We start from the raw sequence: 22,870 nt of genomic DNA on the forward strand, positions 1-22,870 counted from the left end.
TGGCTCTGCATGAGCAAAGGGAAGCGCTATGGGTCTGTTTTCGTGGATGAATCGAACGTCGCCCGCGCCGGAAAAACGAGTTGTTGTCTCCACGGCGGATGTTTCGGCACCGGCGCCCTCGGGCAACGAGGCTCGCATCTTCGATATCGGAGCGGACCTGCTGCGGCGCGCGCGAGGCCACAAAGCCGGAATTCTCTCCGCGAAGTTCTATTCCGATGCGCTGATGGAATGGTCCATGAAGGACCCCGAGTTCAAGGTGCAGATGTTCCGCTTTGTGGACACCTTCCCCACGCTGCGCTCGGCGGAGAGCATCCACGACCATCTGACCGACTATCTCAGCCAACCGGGCGTCAGCGTGCCGCCGGTCATCGGCGCGGCGCTCAAGGCGGGTTCGCTGCTCAAGAGCGCCGCCGCGGCCACGATCGGCAAACAGATCGAGGGCATGGCGGGAAAGTTCATCGCGGGAACGGACGCGGCGAGTGCGCTCGGCGACTTGCGCAGGATGTGGGATCAGGGGATCGCATTCAGCGTGGACTTGCTCGGTGAGACGTGCGTTTCAGACATGGAAGCGGACGACTACGCGCGCAAGTACCTCGATCTCATTCAGAATCTGCCGGCGCAGGTTGCTTCCTGGCCCGCGAACGTGCGGCTCGAATCGGATCATCTCGGCCCGATCCCGCGCGTCAATGTCAGCATCAAGATTTCCGCCCTGTCGGCACGCACCGACCCGATCGACTCCGAGGGCGCGATGGCCGACCTGTTCAAACGCATCCTGCCGATTCTGGAGACGGCGCGCGATCGTGGAGTCTTTGTCAACTTCGACATGGAGCACCACGCCCTCAAAGACTTCACACTCGAACTTTTTCAGCGGAGCTGCGAGAAGATTGAGTTCCAGGCGGGGCTGGCGATGCAGGCGTATCTCCGGAGCGGGCCGGACGATGCACGGCGGATGGTCGATTGGGCACGCCGCGCGCGGCGCGTCATCACCGTTCGCCTCGTCAAGGGCGCGTACTGGGATGCCGAAACGATCAAGAGCGATTTGCTCGGGTGGCCGTGTCCGGTTTGGCCTCAGAAGTGGCAGACCGATGCCTGCTTCGAGCGGATGTCCGAGATCTTCCTCGATGCGATGCCGAAGAACAAAAGCGAAGCTTCCGGCGGCGGCGTCAAGCTCGCGCTGGGCAGCCACAACGTGCGTTCGATCGCCGCGGCGTTGGCAGGGCTCGAGGCACGCGGCATTCCGAAAGAAGCGATCGAACTGCAGATGCTGCACGGCATGGCGGATCAGTTGAAGCACTCCGCGGCGGAAATCGGCCTTCGCATCCGCGAATATGTCCCGGTGGGCGAGATGATCCCGGGGATGGCGTACCTCGTGCGCCGGCTCCTTGAGAACACGAGCAACGAGAGTTGGCTAAAGGCCGGTTTCATGGAGAACGCGGACGCGGGGGCATTGCTGCGTGCGCCGGCGCCCAAAGGAGGCGGGCTCGGTGCGACGCCGCTCGCGAGCACAGAGTCGCTCGCATCGGCTCCCGAGCGCCACGCGCTCAGCCCGGCTGTTCCCGGGGTCGGCGACGGAAGGCCGTTCTTCACGGAACCGGTGCGTGACTTCGCCGATTCGAAGCAGCACGGCGCGTTCGCCGCGGCGGTGGCCCGGGCGACAGTTCCCAAAGTTGCGAACGAACAGACGGTCGAGCAGGCATCGGAGATGATCGGGAAGGCGCACCGAGCCTTCGAGGAATGGCGAGATGCCGATCCGAAGCGGCGCGCGGACGTTTTGATTCGTGCCGCGGCGGCAATGCGGAAGCAGCGCGACGGGCTGGCGGGCGTGATGATCCGCGAAGCGGGCAAACCCTGGCGCGAGGCGGACGCGGATGTGTGCGAGGCGATCGACTTCTGCGAGTATTACGCGCGGATGGCAATCGGGCTCTTCGAACGGACGAGGCTCGGAAGATTCGTCGGCGAACTCGACGAGCAGTTCTATCAGGCGCGCGGAGTCGCGGCGGTCATCAGCCCGTGGAACTTCCCGCTGGCGATTCTGGTCGGCATGACCTCTGCGGCGCTCGTTACAGGCAACACCGTGATTATGAAGCCGGCGGAGCAGACGCCGGGCATCGCGAGCATTTTCTTTGACATCTTGCAGGAATCGCTTCGCGGCGCCGGGTTCAGCGCGTCGCTTGCCGGAGACGTTCTGCAATTCTGTCCGGCACCGGGAGAAACCGTCGGCGCGGCGCTCGTTCGCGACCCGCGCATCGCCCTCATCGCGTTCACGGGGAGCAAAGCGGTCGGACTCGACATCATCAAGGCGGCCGGGATCACTCCGGAATCGCAGCACCACGTGAAGAAAGTGGTGTGCGAGATGGGTGGCAAGAACGCGATCATCGTCGACACGAGCGCCGATCTTGATGAAGCGATTCTCGGCGTGCGGCAGAGCGCGTTCGGCTTCCAGGGTCAAAAGTGCAGCGCCTGCTCGCGCGTGATCGTTGTCGATCCGGAAGGACCGGAAGGCCCGGCGATCCGGCATTTCACGTGGAGGCTGGTCGAGGCGACGAAGGCGCTCACGATCGGCGACCCCGTCGCCAGCGGAACCGACATCGGCCCGGTGATCGATGCGGAATCCAAACGCAAGATCGAGAGCTACATTGAGATCGGCAAGGCCGAATCCCGCCACGAACTGACGCTCGCGGTGCCGCCGGGGCTCGAAACAAAGACCGGGCGCGACTTTGTCGGACCGACGATCTTCAGCCACGTGGCGCCGGACGCGCGGATCGCGACCGAAGAGATCTTCGGCCCCGTTCTCGCCGTCATGCACGCCCCGAGCTTTTCCCGGGCTCTCGAGATTGCGAATTCGTCGGTGTACAAGCTGACGGGCGGCGTCTTCACCCGCAAGCCGGCACATATCGAGCTCGCCAAGAAGCAATTCCGCGTGGGCAACCTGTACATCAATCGGGGCTGCACCGGCGCGCTGGTCGCTCGCCACCCTTTCGGCGGATTCGGGATGTCGGGCGTGGGCTCGAAGGCGGGCGGGGCGGACTACCTGCTTCAGTTTGTCGAGCCGCGAGCGATCGCAGAGAACACGCTCCGGCGCGGCTTTGCGCCGGAACTCGGCGAAGAGATGTAGCCGATCAATCCGGAGCCCGCGCGAAGGCGCTCCAGAGTATCCAGAAGAGCGCCGCCAGCAGCAGGAGCAGAACGATCCAGCCGGTGATCCGGCGCTGTTCGTCTTCCTCAGGTGAGGCACCCGGCTTTGCGGCGGGAATCGAGTCCTGCCTCTGCCCCACATCCACTTCGGACCAGTCGATGTCCACCGACTCGGCCTTGATCGCGCGCAGGATTTCTTTGGCCTTTTCCACATCCTGACAACGGACCGAAACGCGGAATGGGTTGGTTGCCGCCACTTCCCACTGCAGCGTCATGCCGGCGTTCGAAAACGTGAACGCGGGGATGTCGCGGGCCTTGAGGGCTTCGACGATCATCGAGGCCTCGAACTCGGATCGCGCCGAGGTGAGGTCCACGAGTGTGTCGGGATCGGTCGTCATCCGCTCGGAAGGTTACTTCGTTTCCGCGGTGGTGGGTGTCGACGTGGTCTGTGCCGGTGTCGAACTCGGGGGCTGCGGCACGTTGGCAGTCTGCACCACTCCCGATGAGCGAGGAGGCGTGAATGACACCCGGCGGTTCTTTTTGTCCTGCTCGATCTGAGTCTGCTCCGCGGGCCAGAATGGATAGCCGTTGATCTGGCGCTGGATGTAGTCCGGCGCGGTTACGAGCAGTTCTTGCTTGTAGTAGCGAACCGTCGCAGCGGAGCCGCCGTTGTTGGTCCACTGATCGGGCTCCACAAGCTCCGTGATCAAGCGGATGACTTCGTCGGCTCGTTCCTGCACGGGTTTTCCGGTGTTCTGGACCTGTTGTCCGCCCCCGGAGAACGGGCTTGTGCCGCCACCCCCGCCTCCGCTGCTGGCCTGCAGCGCGCTATTCAGATCGAACTGCGGCACCTGGTTGTAATCGGGAATCTCGAGAAGCAGATCCGAGATGTCGTAGATCTCGAGGCGCTTGGTGCGGTTCAGGCGTTCCTTGGGGCCGACTTCGATCATGCCGCTCTCGGTCATCTGCCACGTGTTTCCGCCGCCGGTGAAATCCGCACCGGCACGGGAGAGAACTCCCTCGAGGACCGTTAACGCGGACATGTCATCGGCGCGAAACGTGATCAGCGATTCCTTGTCGAGACCGACCGGGTTTCGATCGTCTTGCCAAAGGATCTGAAGCGGAGCGCCGGTGACATCGGCGATGTTCTTCATGACCGCTTCGAGGCGCGTCTGCTGGTAATCGACGCTCATCGTCTTCAGCATGAGACCGAGCGCCTTGCGCTGCGCGCTGAGGGATTGCGGACTCTGTTGTGCGACGCGAGTGGATTGCGCAAGCACCGAACCCGAGAATGCGAAAACCAGCCCCGCAACCACTGCCGCGCTCGCCCTGTGACTCAACTTCATCGCGTTGCTCCTTGCCCGCACGACCCCCACACAACCCCCCACAACCCCCACACCCAGCACGCCGACATTCCTGCCCAACAGCCCTCTAAATTACCACCCGCACGTCCCTATTCGACACCAAACAACGTTCGGGGTTCCCAATTCTGGATTTCTCAGGCCCGATCGGCGCATGGAGCCACCTCAGGGATTTGAACCCTGGACCTATGCTTTACGAAAGCATCGCTCTACCGCTGAGCTAAGGTGGCAAACACGCCTTGCGGCGTCCGGGCCTGCTCGACCCGATTCGGCCTAAGAGGCGGAAGTATCGGCCTTCCCGCCCCGCTTTTCCACTCTTGGTGGCTTCTTCCCGGCCGATCTCGGCTTCCGGGCGGCAATTCCGTCGCTTGCCGATCCCGCTTTTGGAGCGACCCAAGCAGGTTCGGCGGGCCGCAGATTCGGCGAGTGCGGAATCCAGGGCTTGCCACGCGCATCGCGGATTTCCATCTGTGGCCGTCCGACAAGCAGGCGCTCGAGTTGCTGACGACCGATCTTGGTCCGGATCGTGACGATGCCGTCGGCATAATCGCGCGCGACGACGTCCGACTGATTCTCGATGATCGTGATCAGGCGACTCTGGTTCAGCGGCAGCGTGATCCGCACATCCTCGATCGCGCCGCGGGCCAGCTCACGGATGCGATCCGTGAGCTCCGCCTGGCCTTCGCGCAAGCGAAAATCTCTCCCCTTTTCGGCGGGGAGCGCGCAGATCGGGATCGCGCCGGGAACTTTCTGCTGCCAGATCAGCGCTTCGCGGTTGTCTTTGAGCTTGTCGGCTTTGTTGAGCAACACGATCCGTTGGGGTGGTTTCCACGAGCCGTCTTGTTCTTCGCCGGATTCGGCGACTTCCTTCAGGAGGTCATCGAGCGTTTTGCAGACCGTGTCGTACTGAAGTTCTGCCGCAGGATCGGAAACGTCGAGCACGATCAGCAGAACATCGGCGTGCGTGGCTTCTTCGAGGGTGGCGCGGAACGCCGCGATCAGGTTGGTAGGCAGGTCGCGCACAAAGCCGACGGTGTCGGAAAGCATGACCGACATGCCGCCGCCAAGATCCCAATCGCGCGTGCGGGTCATCAGGGTCGCGAAGAGGCGATTGTCGGCGTAGGCGCCCCCGGCGGTGAGCGTGTTGAAGAGCGTGCTTTTGCCGGCGTTGGTGTAGCCGACGATTCCGACGGTGAAGTTCTCGGCCTTGCGGGTCTGAACCTCGCGCCGGCGCCTGGCCTGGATGTCGCGGATCTGCTTGGCGAGATCGTCGCGCCGGCGCTGGACGAGTCGGCGGTCGATTTCGAGCTGCTGCTCACCGGGTCCGCGGGTTCCGATGCCCCCGATGCCGCCGACGCCAACGATGCGTTCGAGGTGCGACCACATGGCGCGGAGGCGCGGGAAGGTGTATTCGAGTTGCGCGAGTTCGACCTGCAATTGTGCTTCCGTGCTCGTCGCGCGGCCGGCGAAGATGTCGAGAATGAGCTCGGAGCGGTCGATCACCTTGCGGCCGACGGCGGCCTCGATCTTGGCGATCTGCTTGGGCGAAAGGTCGTGATCGAAAATGACTGTTGAGGCATGGACCTCTTCGCAGAGGGCTTTGAGCTCGGTCATCTTGCCCGAGCCCATGTAGGTCCCCGCCACCGGCTTGGGCAGGTTCTGCGTAAGTTCTGCGACAACAACGGCGCCGCCCTGCTCCGCGAGGGAGCGGAGTTCGCCGAACGGGTCTGACTTGTCAAAGCGAGAATCGGGCAAGCGGACCGCGGCAAGCACCGCGCGCTCCGACCGCACCTGAATTCCTTCGCGTTCTTTGGGTTGTGGCATAAATCCTGAGAATCCGAACTGGTCCCGACGGCCGCTGCCCGAACTTCCGGGAAGCGGAGCCTGCTCCAGAGGGAACGGGCCTGAAATCGACGAGGGCTTGCCGCCAAAGAGGCATGCCGGGTCGAACAATCGATTGAACCGTCAGTTCTGGACCATTGCGCTCGAACCTCCACGCCCCGGCTGCGGAACATGTTGTGGGGCAGCGTGCCTCCGCGTGAACCTACGATGATAGTTCTCTCCGGGTTTGAAAGAAAGACGATGATGGATCGCGTCTAGAGGAGCCCTCGAAATGAGCGCGAGCGGAAAGTGGTATCGGATTTCACTTGTGGGTGTTCTGGGTCTTGCGGTTGCCGGTTCGACCCTGGCGCTCGCCCGGAAGCCCGCGGAACTCCAGTTCTTCGACCCCATCATCGACGTGAAGAGCACGCTCGGCGGTCTCTACGTCGACAAGCTCAGCGACGATCAGCTCAAGAAGATGCAGGACGGCGCGATCAACGGGATGGTCGAAGCGCTCGGCGACCCGTACACGATCTATGTGCCCGCGGATAAAGTGCGCGAATTCAACAAGGATTTGACCGGCGAGTACGTCGGCATCGGCGCCTCGGTCAACACGCGCGACGGGTGGCTCACGATCGTCAGCCCGCTCGAAGATTCGCCCGCGTACAAGGCGGGCATCATGGCCGACGACCGCATCATCGACATCGACGGCAAGACCACGCAGGGTCTGAGCGTCGAAGAGTGCATCGACAAGCTGATCGGCGTTGCCGGCACTCCGGTGAACATCATCATCGAGCGCAAGGGTGAGAAGATTCCGATGACGCTCACCCGCGCCGCGATCAAAACGCGCAGCGTGAAGGGTGTGCACCGCCAGGCGAACGATGCGGAGAAATGGGATTTCACCATCGATCCGGCTCGCCGCGTCGGCTATATCCGACTCACCCAGTTCACGCCCGGCTGCGCCGAGGAAATCTTGAACGCGTTGATCGACGCGGGGATCAACGACCCCGATCCGGCAAAGCGCCTCCAGGGCGTCATCCTCGATCTGCGCGACAATGGCGGCGGCGTGCTCGAAGAGGCGATCGCGATCGGCGACCTTTTCCTGCGCGAGGGCGTCATCGTTTCGACACGCGGGCGCAACTTCCCCGAACGAATCGCCAAGGCTCAGGATAAGGGTACTCTGCCGAACGTCCCCCTGGTCGTGCTGATCAATGGTTCCTCCGCGAGCGCGAGCGAAGTGCTCGCCGGCGCGCTCGTCGAGAATAACCGCGCGATCGCGATCGGCACGCGCAGCTACGGAAAAGGGAGCGTGCAGAGCGTTCGGAAACTGCCGAACGGAAACGGAGCCGAACTCAAGGTCACCGAGCAGGGCTATTACCTGCCGTCCGGGCGCAGCATCACCCGGAAGGACACGAGCGCCGAATGGGGCGTCGACCCGACGAAGGGCTTCTTTGTTCCGATGGTGGACAAGGAATTGATCGACATGTATCGCGTCCGCCGCGATCTTGAGATCATCCGCAGCGCCAGCGGCACTGCCGGCGCGACCGAGGATTGGAGCAATCCGGATTGGATTCTCTCCTTCCTGAAAGATCCGCAGCTGTCTGCCGCCGTGAAGGCCGTGCAGGGCAAGATCGATTCGGGCGAATGGAAGCCCACCGGGAAAGAAGGCCTTGCGGGCACTCAGATCGCTTTCGACGAACTCTCACGTGCACGAAAGCTCCAGCAGCAATTGACGCGCGAGCAGATCCGCGTCGAAAAGCGCATCGAAGCGCTCGAGACCGCATCGGGCGATCTCGCAAAGGCGAAGGTCGGCGACTTGTGGCCCGAGGATGCCGAACTCTCCGGCGGCAAGATGCAGATCACAGACAAGGACGGCAGGGTCGTCGCGACGCTCGACATCACGGGCAACAACTTGCAGCGATGGCTGCTCGATGCCGATGTCAAAAAGCACGAGGCGAGCGAAGAAAGCGGGAAGCCGGTGGCGGTGAATCCAACGACGCCGGTTCCGAACTCTCCTCAGAATAAGTGACCGATGCTGATCCTGGGCATCGAAACCTCGTGCGATGAAACCGCCGCGGCGGTTGTGCGCGACGGGGTGGATGTTCTCTCGAATGTCGTCGCGAGCCAGCACGAGATCCACACACGCTTCGGAGGAGTCGTGCCGGAATTGGCGAGCCGCGCGCACTGTGAGAACATTCTGCCGGTTGTGGAGAGCGCCATCGCGTCTGCCTCGGTGAGGCTGTCAGACATCGACGCGATCGCCGTCGGGCATCGCCCGGGCTTGATCGGCTCTCTTCTCGTTGGTGTTGCCGCGGCAAAGTCGCTCGCTTGGTCGCTCGGAAAACCGCTCATCGGCGTCGACCACGTCCACGCTCACCTCTACGCGGGCCTGCTCCACCAATCGGGCGCCACTGGCCAACCGGAGACCCACATTTTCCCCGCGCTCGGTCTGGTCGTCAGCGGCGGCCATACTTCGATCTACCGCCTCGATTCGTGGGTGAAGCTGCAGCGCCTGGGCGCAACGATCGATGATGCGCTGGGTGAGGCGTACGACAAGGTCGCGACGATCCTGGGATTGCCCTATCCAGGCGGACCCAATCTCGACGCGCTCGCGCAAGCGCCCGGAGCCGATGAACGCGTTGCCGATCTACCGATCAGCCGGCTCTCTCCGACTTCTCTCGATTTCTCGTTCTCCGGCCTGAAGACCGCGATGCTCTACGAAGTGCGAGGCGTGCCCGATCACCCTGCGCACCATCGCGCCGAGTCTCGCTATCTCCCACCCCCACCGCTCACCGATGAGCGGCGGCGCGATCTCGCGGCCACGTTTCAACGTGCCGCCGCGAAGACGGTGATTCTCAAGCTCGAGCGGGCGCTCTATCAACTGCGTGATGCCGGCGTCAAGCCGAACACGCTTCTCACAGGCGGAGGCGTCACCGCCAATTCGCGCCTCCGGCATGAACTCTCATCGTTTGCATCCGTGAACCAACTTCGGCTGCACTTGCCGGCGCTCCGCTTCTGCGTCGATAACGCGGCGATGATCGCGGGACTGGCGTACCACCATCACCAGGCCGGAAAATCGAGCGATCTCACGCTCGAACCGGTCCCCACGACGGCCAATTGATGCACGAGTTGCGTCCCAACGCCGGCCGGAATGAATCGGTGAAGCCGAGCGCCCACCCCCACGCCCACCCCCACCGACACCCCCACCCCGCGGCACTGACTGAAGAAGAACTGCTCAAGCACGTCACGCTCTCGCGCGGCCGCGATGGCGGACCCGGCGGCCAGAACCGAAACAAGGTCGAGACCAAGGTGACTCTGACTCACGAGCCGACGGGAATCGAAGCTCAGGCCTCGGAGCGGCGCAGCGCGGAAGAGAATCGAAAGGTTGCGCTCCGTCGCTTGCGGTTGGCACTCGCAACCCAGCATCGCTGCGCCCCGGTTGCACGCGATTCTTTCGGCGACGTGACGAGCGACCTCTGGCGCTCGCGCTGCGCCGGGGGCAAGATCGCCTGCAACCCCGACCACGCGGATTTCCCGTCGCTGCTTGCTGAAGCGCTCGACGTCATCGAAGTCAGCGGCCTGGACGCGAAGAAGGCGGCGCTCCGATTGTCGTGCTCCGCAAGCCAATTGATCAAGTTTGTGAAGGATCATCCGGCGGCCTTCGAAATGTGGAACCGCCAACGCGGGTCGCTCGGGCTGCATTTGCTGAAGTAGAGGCTTTGACGGTGGAAAGAAAAAGCCCCGCACTCGGCGGGGCTCTCAGAAACAAGTTGCCTCAGGAAACTCAGGCCGCCCGGCGCTTCTTCATCGCCGCGCGAGCCTCCGCGCGGGCCAGGACCGCTCGTGTCGCCTCGCGCTGCTCGTCTTCGGCTCGCTTGGCGAGAAAGGTCTCCGGGTTGATGAGCAGCTTCACCAGATCCAGCGGGCTGCCCGCGTGCATCTTGGCGCCGATCTCATCAGCCAAGCCCTCCGCTCGATTGAAGACTCCTCCACCGACGGCGATCTGCGTGTTCTTGCAGGCCGAGATCTCGCGCAACTGATCGACGAGTTGCCGGATTCCCGGAAGGTCTGCCGCGGCGGAGCAGAACATGACGAGGTAACTCGGCTGTGTGTCCTGGACGTGCGAGAGAATCTCGTCCGAAGGAATTCCGCCACCGCCGAAGGTCACGCGGAAGCCGCTGGCCTCGAGGAGATCGACGGCGATCTGCGCACCGAGTTCTTCTCCCTCCGCCGTGCCGCAGCACGCGAAGACGGTCTTTCCATTGAACTGCTGGCGATTCAGCCTGCCGGCGGTCTGATCGATCAGGACCCGGAGCATGCGGGTGGACATGTGGTAGCCGATGCGGCCGAGCTGGTCGGCGCGGTGCATGCGCTCGATCAGCTCGTGTGTCGGCCAGAAAAGGTTGGTCATGATGAGCGCGGGAGCGGCGCCGCTCTGGAGCGACTCGTCCACGATCGAACGCGAAGAGCCGCGATCGCCGTTCACCAGCGCTTCGAATAGACGCTCCACAAGGATTTCCTGAGCCATGGATTGGAATCTCCGCCTGGGGTGGGTGGGGTGGGGTGAGCTTGGGTTGCGAGAACCTGAGGGCCCCGGATTCAGCCAAAGCCATCCTGGCCGTTGGCAGACTGGTTGAAAGTCCCGCGGCTCCCCGGCGGGCGGACGAGCCATCTCGTCCGGCTTGCACTCATCGAGCCCCACTCTCGCAACACGTGAAGATTGTCCACCTGAGCGGAAAAGGCCTGCGAGAGGGCTAACGTCCTATAATAAGTTATCCTGGGATGCGTCGATGCCGAATTCGACCAAAAATGAATAGGTCCGAGAACTCTTTTGCGCAGATGTGACTCTATCGGCACGGCTGAAAAACCGGCAAAACTAGCCCAGTTTTCCGTCAATCCCGCGCACCGCGATAACACACGCAAATCCCGAGCGTCAGCGCCCGCGAGCTCACGAGGCCAAATCCGGCCTCTCGCATCGCCGCTTCGAATCGAGCGCGATCAAGAAACGTGCCCACGCTCTTGGGCAAGTAGCGATACGCCCCCGAACGATCCCGCGCGATCAGCGACGCGGTCCGCGGCATGATCCATCCGCAATAGAAATCATTCAGCTGCCTCATCGGAAACCACTTCGGCCGATCGAACTCGAGCACGATCAATCGCCCGCCCGGCCTGAGCACTCTGCAAAACTCCGCCAGTGCGCGCGCCGGATCCGCTACGTTTCGAATGCCGAACGCGATCGATACGACGTCAAACGACTCGCTTTCAAACGGCAGATTCATCGCGTCGGCCTCGACGTACGAGACCTTTGCCGCCTGTTCCTGTGTGAGATTTCGCGAGCGTTTTGCCCGGGCGATTTCCAGCATTGCGTGCGTGAAATCCGCGCCGATCACTTCCTTGGCGTCCGAGCGAGCGAACCACTCGGTGAGATCTCCCGTGCCGCAGGCGGCATCGAGCACACGATCTCCGGGCTGGATCGCAGCCTCGCGCACCGCGTGCTTGCGCCAAGCCTGGTCGCGCCCGAAGGAATGAAGCCGGTTGTTGATGTCGTAACTGCCCGCGATCGCTCCGAACATGCGCCGCACTTTGCCCGCCTTGTCCAAGTGTTTGTGCGGGTTGGACGCCAATTCCTCCGCGTTCCAGGCGGAGGTTTCGGGGGAGGTGGGAGAGGCTGGAGGCAAGGAAGAAGTGTGAGGCATTTTTCAGGCTGGTTTGAGCGGACGAGAATCACGGGATCGTATTTGTCGAGACGGCCGCGGGCCGGGCTCTTTGACAAGAATGTCCCGCTTGACCGATGTTTTCCGCTCCACTCTCGAGGAGAATCCCATGCAGTCTTCAGCATTCTGTTCCGGGCGTCGCGTGCTCTTTGTTCAATGTGCCGCGGCGATGATTTCGGTGTGGCTCGGGGCGTGCAGCACGAACCCGACCACCGGTCGCTCGCAGCTCAACATGCTCTCGCGGAGCGATGAGATCCAGATGGGCACGGAGTCCAAGCCCGAAATGCTGAAGGAGTATGGGGGCGAGGTGAAGAACCCGGAAGCCCGCGCCTATGTCTCGAATCTTGGTCACCAGCTCGCGGCACAAACCGAAGCCGACAACCCCGGGCTGCCGTGGGAATTCACATTGCTCAATAGCGACGTGATCAATGCGTTCGCGCTGCCGGGCGGCAAGGTCTTTGTTTCCAAAGGGCTCGCGGAAAAGATGACCAACGAGGCGCAGATGGCCGGCGTGCTCGGGCACGAAATCGGACACGTCACCGCGCGCCACATCAACGAGAAGATCACGCGTCAGACCGGCGCGTCGGTCGGGCTTACGGTGCTGGGCGCCGTGATCGGCGGCGGCGGTGATGCGGTCGCCGGGCTCGCGGGGCAAGCGGTTCAGATCACGCTCCTCAGCTACGACCGCGGTCAGGAGAGCGAGGCGGATGCGCTCGGCATCCGCTACATGGTGAAGTGCTACTACAACCCGATCGGGCAATTGCAGGTCATGGAGATCCTCAAGAAGGAAGCGGGTACTTCGAACTCGCCCGAATTCCTGCAGACGCATCCGATCCCTGAAACCCGCATCCAGCGCATCCAGCAAATCATTGACACTGATTACAAGTACACGCAGAACAATCCGCAGTACAAGCTCAACGCGGAACAATTCAAGACTCAGTTCTTGCCCAAACTCGCGGCTCTCAGAAGCGACGACGCGCTCGCCGCGGCGGGCATCGGAACGCGCGGTTCTGATGACAGCAACCCGTTTCCGCTCATGCCTGACTGGCGGATGACGAGTCTCGCGACGATCTCCCACTAATTTGTCAACGAGCTTCTCCGGCTCCAGAATCGGCACCAGTTTTCGCAAGCGAACCCGGCGACCTCCGCGTCGGTCCAGCCTCGCGTGGAGAGGCTTTCGGTCAAGCGGGCGAAATCGCGCGGCAAGTCGATTCCGGCGGGCAATCTCTCGCGGCTGATTCCGCCGTCGGCATCGGAACCCAGCCCGACATGTGCGCGCGAACCGGTCAGCTCGCAGATGTGTTCAATATGCGCGATCGCTTCGTCGATCGACGCACGCCGATCGCGCCCGCCTCCGGGAACAAGAAACTGAGAAAGCAGATTGAGTCCGATGACGCCGCCACGTCTGCCGATTTCTCGGATCGTCTCATCGGCGAGGTGTCGCTGCAGGTTCGCGGGCGCATTCGCGCCGCTAGCGATGATCGCGCGGCAGTTCGAATGCGATGCGATGACCGGTGCATCGGTGATCGAAAGCAGATCGTTCGTCGCGCGATCCGACAGATGAGAGAGATCGTGAACGATTCCGATCCGATCCATCTCGCGTACGAGTTCACGGCCGAGCGGCGTGATGCCGATCTTGTTCGCTTCCGGCTCTTCGCTGTTGCCCGTCGCGTAACGCGAACTCTTGGCCCACGTCAGCCCGATGGCGACAACGCCTTCGCTCGCCCACCATTCAAGTTCCCGCGGCGAGCGGATCGGGTCCGCGTTTTCCATCAGGATCCCGATCCGCAGCGCGGGCGCCTTGGGCGACTCGGTCAAACGATCGACGAGCGACCCCATCGACGGCGGGACGATTTCGCTCACGCCCATGCCGCCGCGCAATTCGCCCGTGCTTACATCGATGTGAAGCGCATCGCAAAGGTCCGTCGTGATGAGTCCGCGTTCCGCCCATGTCAGGTAAACCTCGAGCTGCGCCTTTCCAACTGCGTGAGCCCGGGCCTCATCCGAATATCCCTCCGGACCCTTGCCATCCCGCTCGGTGAAAATCGTCGCCAGCGCGAAGCGAACATTCCCGCCTCGAAGCGACGGAAGCGTCACGCAAGCCGGTTGATCAGGGCCGCCGGCTTGGAGCGGATCGGACGCGAGCATGTCGCGTTTGTTGACCGCGAGGTAGGCGAGGTCGAGATGGGAATCGAAGAAGATCACACCGCGACCGTTTTCGGCGTGCCGGAGACCACAAACTCCGCCTCGGTCTTCTTCTTGATCTCATCGACCGTGACGCCGGGTGCGACTTCGGTGAGCACGAAACGTCGCTTCGCAGGATCCATCTCCATCACGCAGAGATCGGTGATGAGCATGTCCACGCACTTTTTTCCCGTCAGCGGGAGCGCGCATTGCTTCACCACTTTCGGCGCATCGCCCTTCGCGACATGCTCCATCGTCACGATGACTTTCTTTGCGCCGGCCACAAGGTCCATCGCCCCGCCCATGCCCTTGACCATTTTTCCCGGCACCATCCAGTTCGCGAGGTCGCCTTCCTGGCTCACCTGCATCGCGCCGAGAATGGTGAGATCGACGTGTCCGCCGCGGATCATCTGAAAACTCTCGGCACTCGAGAAAAACGAAGCACCGGGGCGCGCGGTGATCGTCTGCTTGCCCGCATTGATTAGGTCGGCATCGACCTCGGCGTCGGTCGGAAATGGACCCATTCCGAGCAGCCCGTTTTCTGACTGCAGCCAGATATCCATGCCCGGGGGCACGTAGTTGGCCACCAGCGTCGGCATCCCGATTCCCAGGTTCACGATGAATCCGTCGCGAAGTTCTTTCGCGGCACGTTGAGTAATCTGCTCACGCGTCAATGGCATGAGCGGAGTGTACTCACGATCCGCTGCCGCCCTGCTTGGGTTTGCTCACCGCGGCATCGTCCATGACGTACAGCCCGACGAGCCAATCGCCCACGAGATACGGCTTGACGCTTAAACGCCCCGAGACCGTGCCGTACGTCGCCATCCGCTGCTCTTTCGTCGCCACGTCTTTCAGGTGCACCTCGATCGCGTCGTACGGCGTGGGTGGAATACCGATGCAACACCCATCCCACTGGTTCAGCATCGAGAGCATTTCTTTCGGCTCTTTCACGTAAATCGGGAACGCGACATAACCGGTGATGCTGACGTATTGACCATCGAGCATCTGCACCGAGTCCGGAATCTTCTTCTGTCCCTTGCGCGGGTCGTAGACCTCGGACGCGGATGTCAATTGATCCCACGTGACGATGAACGGGTCTTCGAGTGTTCCCTTGCCCTTGAGCGGGAAGCGCTCGTCGATGATGAGCGTTCCATCGGGCTTGCTCGACGCTTTCAGCGTCGGGAAGTGTTTCTGAAGCGAGGCAAGGTCGCCGCACTCTCCGGGAGCGAGCAGCGGTGCCGCGGGCGCCATGGAAGCGGACTTCGATTCTTTCGTGTTGTCGCCGATCGGTGCTTGTTTCGCGTCGGGCTTTGCGGCCGACGACTGCTCAGCAGGTTTCGGCGGAGTTGCCGCCGGTGCGAGGGCCGGCGTGGAGGCAGTCGGTGCTGATCCCGGTGTGTCTCCGCCGGAAGATGCCAACGCCATTCCGCAGGTCACGATCATCGAAGCGATCAAAACATTTCGCATTGCAATCGACTCCGAAGCCACAAGCGCCAACCTAGCCCAAGGGTCGCAGATTCTTCGCAACACTCGTGCGATACGCCACAATCGCGGGAAGAAGTCCGGCGATTCCGGCGAGGAGTACCGCCCCGCCAACCACACAGACCCCCATCAGAGGTGCGATCGACGGCTCGATAACCAAACCCAGCCTCGCCTTCATCTCGGATGCGACAATGCGAGCACCGATCAAAGCCACGACCACACCGGCCGCGGCACCGATCGCACCGAGCAGCAGCGATTCGGCAAGCACCAGCCGGAAGATCCTTCCGGCGCTCGCGCCGAGAACGCGGAGCACCGCGATCTGGCGCCGACGCTGCTCCATGGAGTTGTAGAGCACGAGCAGAATCGAGATGCCCGAGCTCGCGGCAACGACCGCCGCCATGGCGATCAGAATCTGATCGACGCTCCCGACGATCGCGAAGAGTTTGTTGATCTCCTGCGTCGGCTGGGCGACGGTGATCGTCGGGTCCTTGCGCAACTGATTGAACACCACCGGAATCATGGCGGATGAATCCGAACCCGGGCGCGTCGCCACGCGCGCGTAGATGCCCGTCACCTTCTTGTCGCTGTCGAGCAGATCCGCTTCTGTTGTCAGCGCTTCGTGCTCGTGATCGTGCTCGTGCTCGGCGTGAGTCGCGCCTCCTTTGGCAGCCTCGGCCGCTTCTTCGTCGTGCTCTTCCTTCTCTCGCCGGTCGTGAGCGTGCAGGATCCATGCGCTCGTTAGGCCCGAGATGATGGCGCGATCGTGGGCGCCGCCGGTGGGTTCGAGGATCCCGACCACTTCAAACGTGTACTCTTCGTGCACGTGCGGTGCGGGCGCCTCGCCGGTTATGCCTTCTTGCTGCAATTGTGCCCGCGTCTTGGGCATCCCGTGCGTGAGCGAGATTCTGTCGCCGATTTTGAGTCCGGTTGCTTCTGCGGCACGCGCTCCCAGCACCACCTCGAAGTCTTTGTCGAAGAAACGGCCCGCCTTCAGCTTCCACGGCTCGGTCGGATCGGGCTTGAACTTGTCGAAGAAATCCCGCGTCGTCGCGAAGACAGGCAGACCCTGGTAGCTGTCGCCGATCTGCGTCGGAATGAAGTACTCCCACAGGGGCGACGAGAGTTGCTCGACTTTCGCGTGATCCAGATAGCGCCGCGGAGGCGCTGCAAGAAAAACGGAGTTGAGGATCGCCGTGAGCGGATCGCTGTCGGCGCTGATGAGCAGATGCATGTTGCCGCTGCCGCGCTCGAACGCGGCGCGACCGCTCTCACGCATCATGAAAAGCACCAGCATCAGCGCGACCGCCACCGCCACCGAAAGCGAAGTGAATACCGTGCTGAGGGCGCGGGCCCCGAGGCTGCGCCGGATGATCGTGAAGTCGTTCATGCGCCGACTCCCGCGCCGCGGCCCGAGCCAAACCGGATTGCTTCGAGAGACTCGACGCGCTCGAACCGGCTCTTGATCGCCGGATCGTGACTCGTGCATAGGAGCGCCGAGCCGTTCTCGCGGCAGGTTCGTTGGATCAACTCGATTGCCGCGGCGGAATTCTCCGGATCGAGGCTCGCGGTCGGCTCATCCGCCAGAACCAACGCCGGGCGACAGGCGACCGCACGCGCCACCGCCACCCGCTGCTGCTGCCCGACCGAAAGAGTTTCGACCGAAGCGTTGATCCGCTCGATTCCCAAGGAATGGAGCAAATTCACGGCGCGCTGATTGTGCTCGTTCTTCGGAAGATCGCTGAACATCAGTGCGGCGAGCACGTTCTCCGACGCAGTAAAACCGAGCAGCAGATTGAACGTCTGAAAGATCATTCCGATGTGAGCGCCGCGGAATCGATCGCGCGCAGCTCCGTGCATCGAGTGGATATTTCGCCCGGCGACCAGCACCGATCCGTGACTCGGTTCGACCAGGCCCGCGATGATCTGGAGAAGCGTGCTCTTTCCGGTCCCCGATCCTCCCGTGAGCAACATCTGCTCTCCGGGCGCCAGCGACAGCGACGAAATCTCGATTCCAAAGCTGTCGGCGCCGCCGTAGCGGAATCGCAGGTCGCTGATTGCGAGCGCGGGGTTTTTTGATTGATCTGTCGAAGAAACTGCGTTGCTCATGCTGCTCCGCCAATCGTTCGGCAAAAAGAGTAACCCCGCGCCCGGGGCTGGGCAGTCCGGGCGCGGGATACTCACGCTTATCTCCCCGCATTTCGGGGAAGCTTGTCAGCGCCGGCGACGCACGATGCCGCCCGCAAAGACTCCTGCACAGAGCCAAACGCCCGGCGCGGGAACGATGTTCTCGCGCACGTAGTCTTCCATTTGTTCGAGCGCCTGTTCGTCGGCATTCACACCGAAGACGATGTAGAACGGATCGGAATCCAGCAAACCCGACTGCGTGCTCGAGAACCTGGCCTCCACAAGGAAGAAATACGTGTCAATCCCGGGATCAAAGTTCTCGAGCACCCAATCCGGGTGATCGTGCAAACCGCCCGATCCATCGACGGGTAGCAACAGGTTCGCGCTGTTCGTATCGGTCGCGGGCGTTACGATCGAATTCGACGAAGGACCGAAGGTCGCGCTCACGCGCCCCGCCGAGACGAGCGCAAAGCTGCTTCCGTTCCATTGACGCAGCGTCCTGGTGAAGTACAGCTGCAGCACCGATCCCGCTTGCAAAGTTCCGCGGTCAATCCGTATTCCGGGCTCATCCGTGTACCAGCTACCTCCGATCCATGAAAAAGCTCCGCCGAAGACTCGTTCGGGCCCGAGCGGAACTCCGTCTTCGGTCACTTTGGTCGTAATCATCTGATTGCCGACCAATTGCAAGCTGATGTCGCCCTCGGCCAGCGCGCGCGAAGCCCAAACCATCACACTGATTGCCGCACACACACTCCTCATCCTTCATCGCTCCAATCGCCGCTGTCGCCCAGCCTTGACTCGAGGTGTCGCGGCATCCACCGGTCGAGCAATCAGAATTCGTTCAAGGGCAGATCAACTGGTCGTACGCCGAGGCAAAAACCAGAAAATCCGCATCGTCAGTCGCCCAGTCGCCGTTGAAATCGGTGGGACAACCGGGCGGATCGCAAAGCAAGTAGTCGTACGCGTTGACGAAGAAGACGAAGTCCGAGTCATCCACGAGCCCGTCGTTGTTGAGATCCGCCGGGCACGACGGCTTCCACACATTTGCCCGAACCCAACTCGCCGCAACCTGAAGATCGTCCTCGCTCGCGTTCTGAGAAAACACCATCCAGTAGGGCTCGCTCGTTGCAAGCCCCGCTTGCGTGGACCAAAGCTCGAGTTCGAGCAAGTACAAACCGTCCGATGCGGGATCGAGAAGCGTGAATCCCGGGTGATGGTGAAACTCGCCGGTTGTGCTCCCCCCGCTGCTCACGGCGAGCGAGAAACCGGGGACGAGCTGGTCTGTCATCGGCGTCACGCGCGTGTTGGCGGCGGGCCCCAGTTTGATCTGGATCGTTTCGGGCGGGATTCCGACCGCACCCGCCGGGAACGCGGAGCCGTTCCACTTTCGCAGCGCTTTGCGGATGTTGAAGCCGATCTGCGAGCCGCCCTGGAAAGCGCCGACCAGCGAGTCGAAGCCCGGGCTGCTTGTGAAATTGGGAAATGTGCCGAATTCCGCGATGAACACGCGCTGCGACAGCATCGGGGCCACATTCGACCCTTGGATCTGAAAGACACCCGTCGCGATCTTTCCTTGCGACTGACCGATGGCGATGTCGACGAGGTGCTGCGCGCTCGCAGTTGAGCACGCAATCCCAATTCCGATCGCCGTGGCACCAATCCGATTGAAACCCATAACTGAACTCCGGTTACTCATTCTCGAACGCTGCTCTTATCTATTTGGATTCGAACACTCATCTCGCGACCCGCGGCAGAAACCGATTCCGCTCGTAGTCCGTGTACACATCGCGAAAACGCTGCGTTGCCGCGTGCCCGTCGAGATAGCTGTAATTTGAGAGTCCGTTCCACGAAGCCGGTTTGCCGCCGTGTGCCGCAAGGTCCACCTGTGTTGCGGCGACAGCCGGCGCCGAATCCGGCGGACCGTCTCCCCACTCCGCGCTGTGCACGTGATCGCTCTTGGCGTACCTCGCAGAAGATGACTGGGTCTGCGTCATCTGCAGGAAGTGAACGGTTGTCGAGGGAGAGTCAATCTTGCTGAGGTTGTTGTAGGGTTCGAGCGGCTCGAGCCCCGGTCTTGTGCTTGTCGTCAGCCAGTCATTCAGGCCGTAACTCGTCCATCGCGCCAGTTGCGTGAGCGTCACGTTCTTTCCTGCCGCGAGTAATTGTGTGAATTCGTCGAGCGTGTAGCCCGGATCGGTTCCCCCCTGAGAGATCGCCCAGAACTCGCTCTTGTCCATCGGTGAGCGCACGTTCACCGTGCCGCCGTAGAAGGGCTTGAGCGTGTTGATCCACGAACTCTGGATGGAGTCGAGGTTCGGAGGTCCGCCGTGCGCGAGCCCGGCGTCGACAAACGCGCCTTTGAACGTGTCGGCGTAGAGGGTGTGCGCGATTTCGATCTGGCGGACATTGCTGAGGCACACAAGCGTGCGAGCGGATCGGCGTGCCTGACCGAGCGCGGGAAGAAGCAAACTGATGAGCGTCGCGATCACCGCGATCACGACGAGAAGCTCGATCAGCGTGAAGCCGCGCCGAGCGACCGATCGCCCGCACGCGCCCCCCGTTTGTCGAAAATGAGAATTCATTCTCAAAAACATACCCCCGTTCATTCGCCGGGGCAAGCCGGCCTGTTCACCGTTTGGATACATTCCCCGGCGAGAACCCCAAAATGTCCGAGAACCCCGATCTGCTCCAATCACTTCCGCACGTTCCCGAACCCGTCATTTCCGGCCAGGCACCGCTGGGAGCCCCCGCAACCGGCAGCGCCTGGGGAAAAAGCCCTTCCACCCACGACGCGCGGGAGTTTCTGTCCGGCCCCCTCAGCCGCACGTCGGAATTGCTGCGAATCGGGCGCATCGGAATGGAATTCCTGCGAGGGTTCCGCAAGCTCCACTTCGTCGGACCCTGCGTCACCGTGTTCGGGTCCGCACGATTCGAACCAGGGCACATGTACTACGAACTCGCACGCCAAGTTGGAGCGAAGATCGCGAGCCTGGGATTTACCACCATGACCGGCGGCGGGCCCGGCATCATGGAAGCCGCGAATCGCGGCGCCAAGGAGAGCGGCGGGCGCAGCATCGGGTGCAACATCATCCTGCCGCACGAGCAGAAACCCAATCCTTACGTCGACTGCTTTGTCGAATTCCGCTACTTCTTCGTGCGCAAGGTGATGCTGGTGAAATACTCGTACGGATTCGTGATCCTGCCGGGCGGATTCGGCACTCTGGACGAACTCTTCGAAGTCGTCACGCTTGTCCAGACAAAGAAGGTCGAAAGATTTCCAATCGTTCTGGTCGGTCGCAAATACTGGGATCCGCTTATCGAGTTCATGAAGTGCCGCCTGATCGACGGCCACACGATCAATAAGGAAGACATCGATCTCTTCGCGGTGACCGATTCGCCTGATGAAGTCGAATCAATGCTGTGGCAGGGAGTCGAAGAAAGCGCGAAGCGTCAGAAAACCACTCCCAAGCCGTGGTGGGTGCTGGGCGAATAGCGCGGCTTTCCAGATTGTGTTCCCGTACGCCCGAGCGTTATGAGATTTCGAGAATCTCGAATCGCTTCGTGCCGCGCGGTGCGCTTACGCGGATGACATCTCCGACACGCGCCTTCATCATCGCCTCGCCCATCGGGCTGCTGGCGGTCACCTCAACGTAGTCCGCAGCGCCTGACGCCTCGCCGACGAGCTTGTACATGTCCACATCCTCGTCGTCGAGATCCTTCATTTTCACCGTCGAGCCGATGAATACCGTGCCGCCGGCGGCCTTCTGCATCGCATCGTCGATGACCTTGACCTGAGAAAGCCGCTGCTCGAGGCGGCGGATCTCGGCCTCTTCGATCCCCTGCTGCTCGCGCGCAGCGTGGTAATCGCCGTTCTCTTTCAGGTCGCCCAGTTCGCGGGCCTCGGCGATGCGCTTGGAGATCACCGACCGATTGGCGATGAGTTGGCTCAATCGGTGGTCGAGTTGCTCTTTTTCCGATTTGCTCAGAAGTTCCATCTCAATTCCCATTCGATGCCGGATCGGAAGCCTTGCCCACCGTCCCGTTGGAGCGCAAATCGAACCGGCTCTCGTTGCTATCGGTCCCTGAATCTGTTCCCAGCTCCGCAATTGAATCTAGGCGTGAAATGTGCTCCGGGCCAGCGAGCCGCGTGCGAAGTTCGGCCGCCATTTTTTCGCTATGAATCATGATCGCGGCGAGAATCCAAACAAAAACGCCGACGCCAAACGTGCACCAGATCGCACGCCAGTGCTCTGGCATCACAAGAGCCCAGCTTCCCGACCACGAACGATCCGCCGAAATATCCGCGACAAGACCGGCGCCCGATGCGAGCACGAGCGCGGGTGCCGCGTCGGGATGATTTGGCCTGAGCAAATCGGGCGAGATCTGTCCTGCCAACATCGAGATCGTCGCACCGCCAACCACCAGACACACAATCCCCGCCATCCATGCGCTGCGCCAGGTGTGATTGGAGCGCGTGCCGAGCGCGATCAGCCCGCCGATCAAAAGTCCCCACGCGATCATCGCCATCGATGTCGCGAGCACGATGTCCGGTGTCCAGCGCGCGAGCACCATCTGCGGCCAGACCACCGCCTGCAGCGGAATCAGCACGATCGCGAGATCTTTGAGCGCCGCGATCCGCGATCCCTCGACAGGTACAACCTGGCTCAGACGAATTAAGGGCCAGAAGATCATCACTCCCACTGCCAAAGTGACGACGAGCCCGCGCGAGAGGGGTTGATAGGCGTCGAGCGTGACGATGCCCCCCGCGAGCACCACGCCCAGTGCGATGATCGATCCGAGCATCAGATAGATCGCCCACAAGAACGCGAAGTTGCGCGGCTCGCCCCGCCGATGCGACCACTTGTCCGCCTGCGAACCTCTCGCGATCGCAAACTCGGACTTGAGCCACTCGAGCGGACGGCGATGCCGCTTGCGCGGCGGATCGACGATCTCCGGCACGATCTGGCCGGCGATGTCCGCGGGAGGCCGCGCGATTTCGACCGGCGGGTGCTCGGATTGTTCGAAAGATTCGCTCATAGACGCTCGCTT

At 62.1% G+C, this 22,870-nt stretch carries 21 protein-coding genes and 1 tRNA gene; 6 read left to right on the forward strand and 16 right to left on the reverse strand.

The features are described from left to right. Positions 1-28: 28 nt before the first annotated feature. Positions 29-3,115, forward strand: coding sequence for a proline dehydrogenase family protein (locus KF691_11830; GenBank protein MBX3390127.1), 3,087 nt, complete (start codon positions 29-31; stop codon positions 3,113-3,115). A gap of 4 nt (positions 3,116-3,119) precedes the next feature. Here the strand turns inward: KF691_11830 and KF691_11835 are convergent, their stop codons facing one another. From KF691_11835 to hflX, 4 genes are all read right to left on the reverse strand, one after another. Further along, the gene (locus KF691_11835) at positions 3,120-3,533 is read right to left on the reverse strand and encodes a DUF2007 domain-containing protein (GenBank protein MBX3390128.1); all 414 of its coding nucleotides are present in this window, start codon (positions 3,531-3,533) and stop codon (positions 3,120-3,122) included. Between the two features lie 12 nt (positions 3,534-3,545). Then, positions 3,546-4,481 (reverse strand): hypothetical protein, encoded by a 936-nt coding sequence (locus KF691_11840; GenBank protein ID MBX3390129.1) that lies wholly within the window; start codon positions 4,479-4,481, stop codon positions 3,546-3,548. Between the two features lie 170 nt (positions 4,482-4,651). Beyond that, positions 4,652-4,726 (reverse strand) — tRNA-Thr (locus KF691_11845). A 43-nt stretch (positions 4,727-4,769) separates the two neighbouring features. Next, positions 4,770-6,320, reverse strand: coding sequence for a GTPase HflX (hflX, locus tag KF691_11850; protein ID MBX3390130.1), 1,551 nt, complete (start codon positions 6,318-6,320; stop codon positions 4,770-4,772). Between the two features lie 289 nt (positions 6,321-6,609). On the opposite strand from hflX, the gene KF691_11855 reads away from it, so the two are divergent. Genes KF691_11855 through KF691_11865 form a run of 3 tightly spaced genes read left to right on the forward strand, consistent with a single transcriptional unit; the run spans position 6,610 to position 10,031 of the window. Further along, on the forward strand, positions 6,610-8,346 hold the full coding sequence (locus KF691_11855) for a S41 family peptidase (protein MBX3390131.1): 1,737 nt from the start codon (positions 6,610-6,612) through the stop codon (positions 8,344-8,346). 3 nt (positions 8,347-8,349) lie between these two features. Next, a complete protein-coding gene (tsaD, locus tag KF691_11860) occupies positions 8,350-9,438 on the forward strand; it encodes a tRNA (adenosine(37)-N6)-threonylcarbamoyltransferase complex transferase subunit TsaD (protein MBX3390132.1) in 1,089 nt (362 codons plus the stop codon). A 38-nt stretch (positions 9,439-9,476) separates the two neighbouring features. Next, positions 9,477-10,031 (forward strand): peptide chain release factor-like protein, encoded by a 555-nt coding sequence (locus KF691_11865; GenBank protein ID MBX3390133.1) that lies wholly within the window; start codon positions 9,477-9,479, stop codon positions 10,029-10,031. 70 nt (positions 10,032-10,101) lie between these two features. Here KF691_11865 and KF691_11870 read toward each other — a convergent pair whose 3' ends face one another. Beyond that, positions 10,102-10,845, reverse strand: coding sequence for a hypothetical protein (locus KF691_11870; GenBank protein ID MBX3390134.1), 744 nt, complete (start codon positions 10,843-10,845; stop codon positions 10,102-10,104). Positions 10,846-11,209: 364 nt separating this feature from the next. Next, positions 11,210-11,995, reverse strand: a complete 786-nt coding sequence (gene ubiE / locus KF691_11875) for a bifunctional demethylmenaquinone methyltransferase/2-methoxy-6-polyprenyl-1,4-benzoquinol methylase UbiE (GenBank protein ID MBX3390135.1) — start codon at positions 11,993-11,995, stop codon at positions 11,210-11,212. A 145-nt stretch (positions 11,996-12,140) separates the two neighbouring features. On the opposite strand from ubiE, the gene KF691_11880 reads away from it, so the two are divergent. Then, positions 12,141-13,112, forward strand: a complete 972-nt coding sequence (locus tag KF691_11880; GenBank protein MBX3390136.1) for a M48 family metalloprotease — start codon at positions 12,141-12,143, stop codon at positions 13,110-13,112. Here the strand turns inward: KF691_11880 and KF691_11885 are convergent. From KF691_11885 to KF691_11920, 8 genes are all read right to left on the reverse strand, one after another. Further along, a complete protein-coding gene (locus KF691_11885; GenBank protein ID MBX3390137.1) occupies positions 13,109-14,236 on the reverse strand; it encodes a membrane dipeptidase in 1,128 nt (375 codons plus the stop codon). The genes KF691_11880 and KF691_11885 overlap by 4 nt on opposite strands. After that, complete coding sequence (locus KF691_11890) at positions 14,233-14,895, reverse strand: CoA transferase subunit B (protein ID MBX3390138.1); 663 nt, start codon at positions 14,893-14,895, stop codon at positions 14,233-14,235. Before KF691_11890 ends, KF691_11885 begins: the two co-directional genes overlap by 4 nt. 13 nt (positions 14,896-14,908) lie before the next feature. Further along, a complete protein-coding gene (locus KF691_11895; GenBank protein ID MBX3390139.1) occupies positions 14,909-15,682 on the reverse strand; it encodes a DUF3299 domain-containing protein in 774 nt (257 codons plus the stop codon). 31 nt (positions 15,683-15,713) lie between these two features. After that, entirely contained in the window at positions 15,714-17,084 is a 1,371-nt protein-coding gene (locus tag KF691_11900; GenBank protein MBX3390140.1) for an ABC transporter permease, read from the reverse strand. Beyond that, positions 17,081-17,803, reverse strand: coding sequence for an ABC transporter ATP-binding protein (locus KF691_11905; protein MBX3390141.1), 723 nt, complete (start codon positions 17,801-17,803; stop codon positions 17,081-17,083). The genes KF691_11900 and KF691_11905 overlap by 4 nt, the downstream gene beginning before the upstream one ends. 105 nt (positions 17,804-17,908) lie before the next feature. Further along, positions 17,909-18,580, reverse strand: a complete 672-nt coding sequence (locus KF691_11910; protein ID MBX3390142.1) for a hypothetical protein — start codon at positions 18,578-18,580, stop codon at positions 17,909-17,911. Between the two features lie 82 nt (positions 18,581-18,662). Then, positions 18,663-19,496 carry a hypothetical protein gene (locus KF691_11915; GenBank protein MBX3390143.1) on the reverse strand — a complete coding sequence of 278 codons (834 nt, stop codon included), beginning with the start codon at positions 19,494-19,496 and terminating at the stop codon, positions 18,663-18,665. Positions 19,497-19,554: 58 nt separating this feature from the next. After that, positions 19,555-20,403, reverse strand: coding sequence for a type II secretion system protein (locus KF691_11920; GenBank protein ID MBX3390144.1), 849 nt, complete (start codon positions 20,401-20,403; stop codon positions 19,555-19,557). Between the two features lie 83 nt (positions 20,404-20,486). On the opposite strand from KF691_11920, the gene KF691_11925 reads away from it, so the two are divergent. Next, positions 20,487-21,314 carry a TIGR00730 family Rossman fold protein gene (locus KF691_11925; GenBank protein MBX3390145.1) on the forward strand — a complete coding sequence of 276 codons (828 nt, stop codon included), beginning with the start codon at positions 20,487-20,489 and terminating at the stop codon, positions 21,312-21,314. A gap of 37 nt (positions 21,315-21,351) precedes the next feature. Here KF691_11925 and KF691_11930 read toward each other — a convergent pair whose 3' ends face one another. Together KF691_11930 and KF691_11935 are read right to left on the reverse strand one after the other, a co-directional pair. Further along, positions 21,352-21,816, reverse strand: coding sequence for a transcription elongation factor GreA (locus KF691_11930; GenBank protein ID MBX3390146.1), 465 nt, complete (start codon positions 21,814-21,816; stop codon positions 21,352-21,354). A gap of 1 nt (position 21,817) precedes the next feature. After that, positions 21,818-22,858 carry a hypothetical protein gene (locus tag KF691_11935; GenBank protein MBX3390147.1) on the reverse strand — a complete coding sequence of 347 codons (1,041 nt, stop codon included), beginning with the start codon at positions 22,856-22,858 and terminating at the stop codon, positions 21,818-21,820. Between the last annotated feature and the right edge of the window lie 12 nt (positions 22,859-22,870).

The organism is Phycisphaeraceae bacterium, from assembly GCA_019636555.1.
In the GTDB taxonomy this organism is placed as follows: Bacteria; Planctomycetota; Phycisphaerae; order Phycisphaerales; family UBA1924; genus JAFEBO01.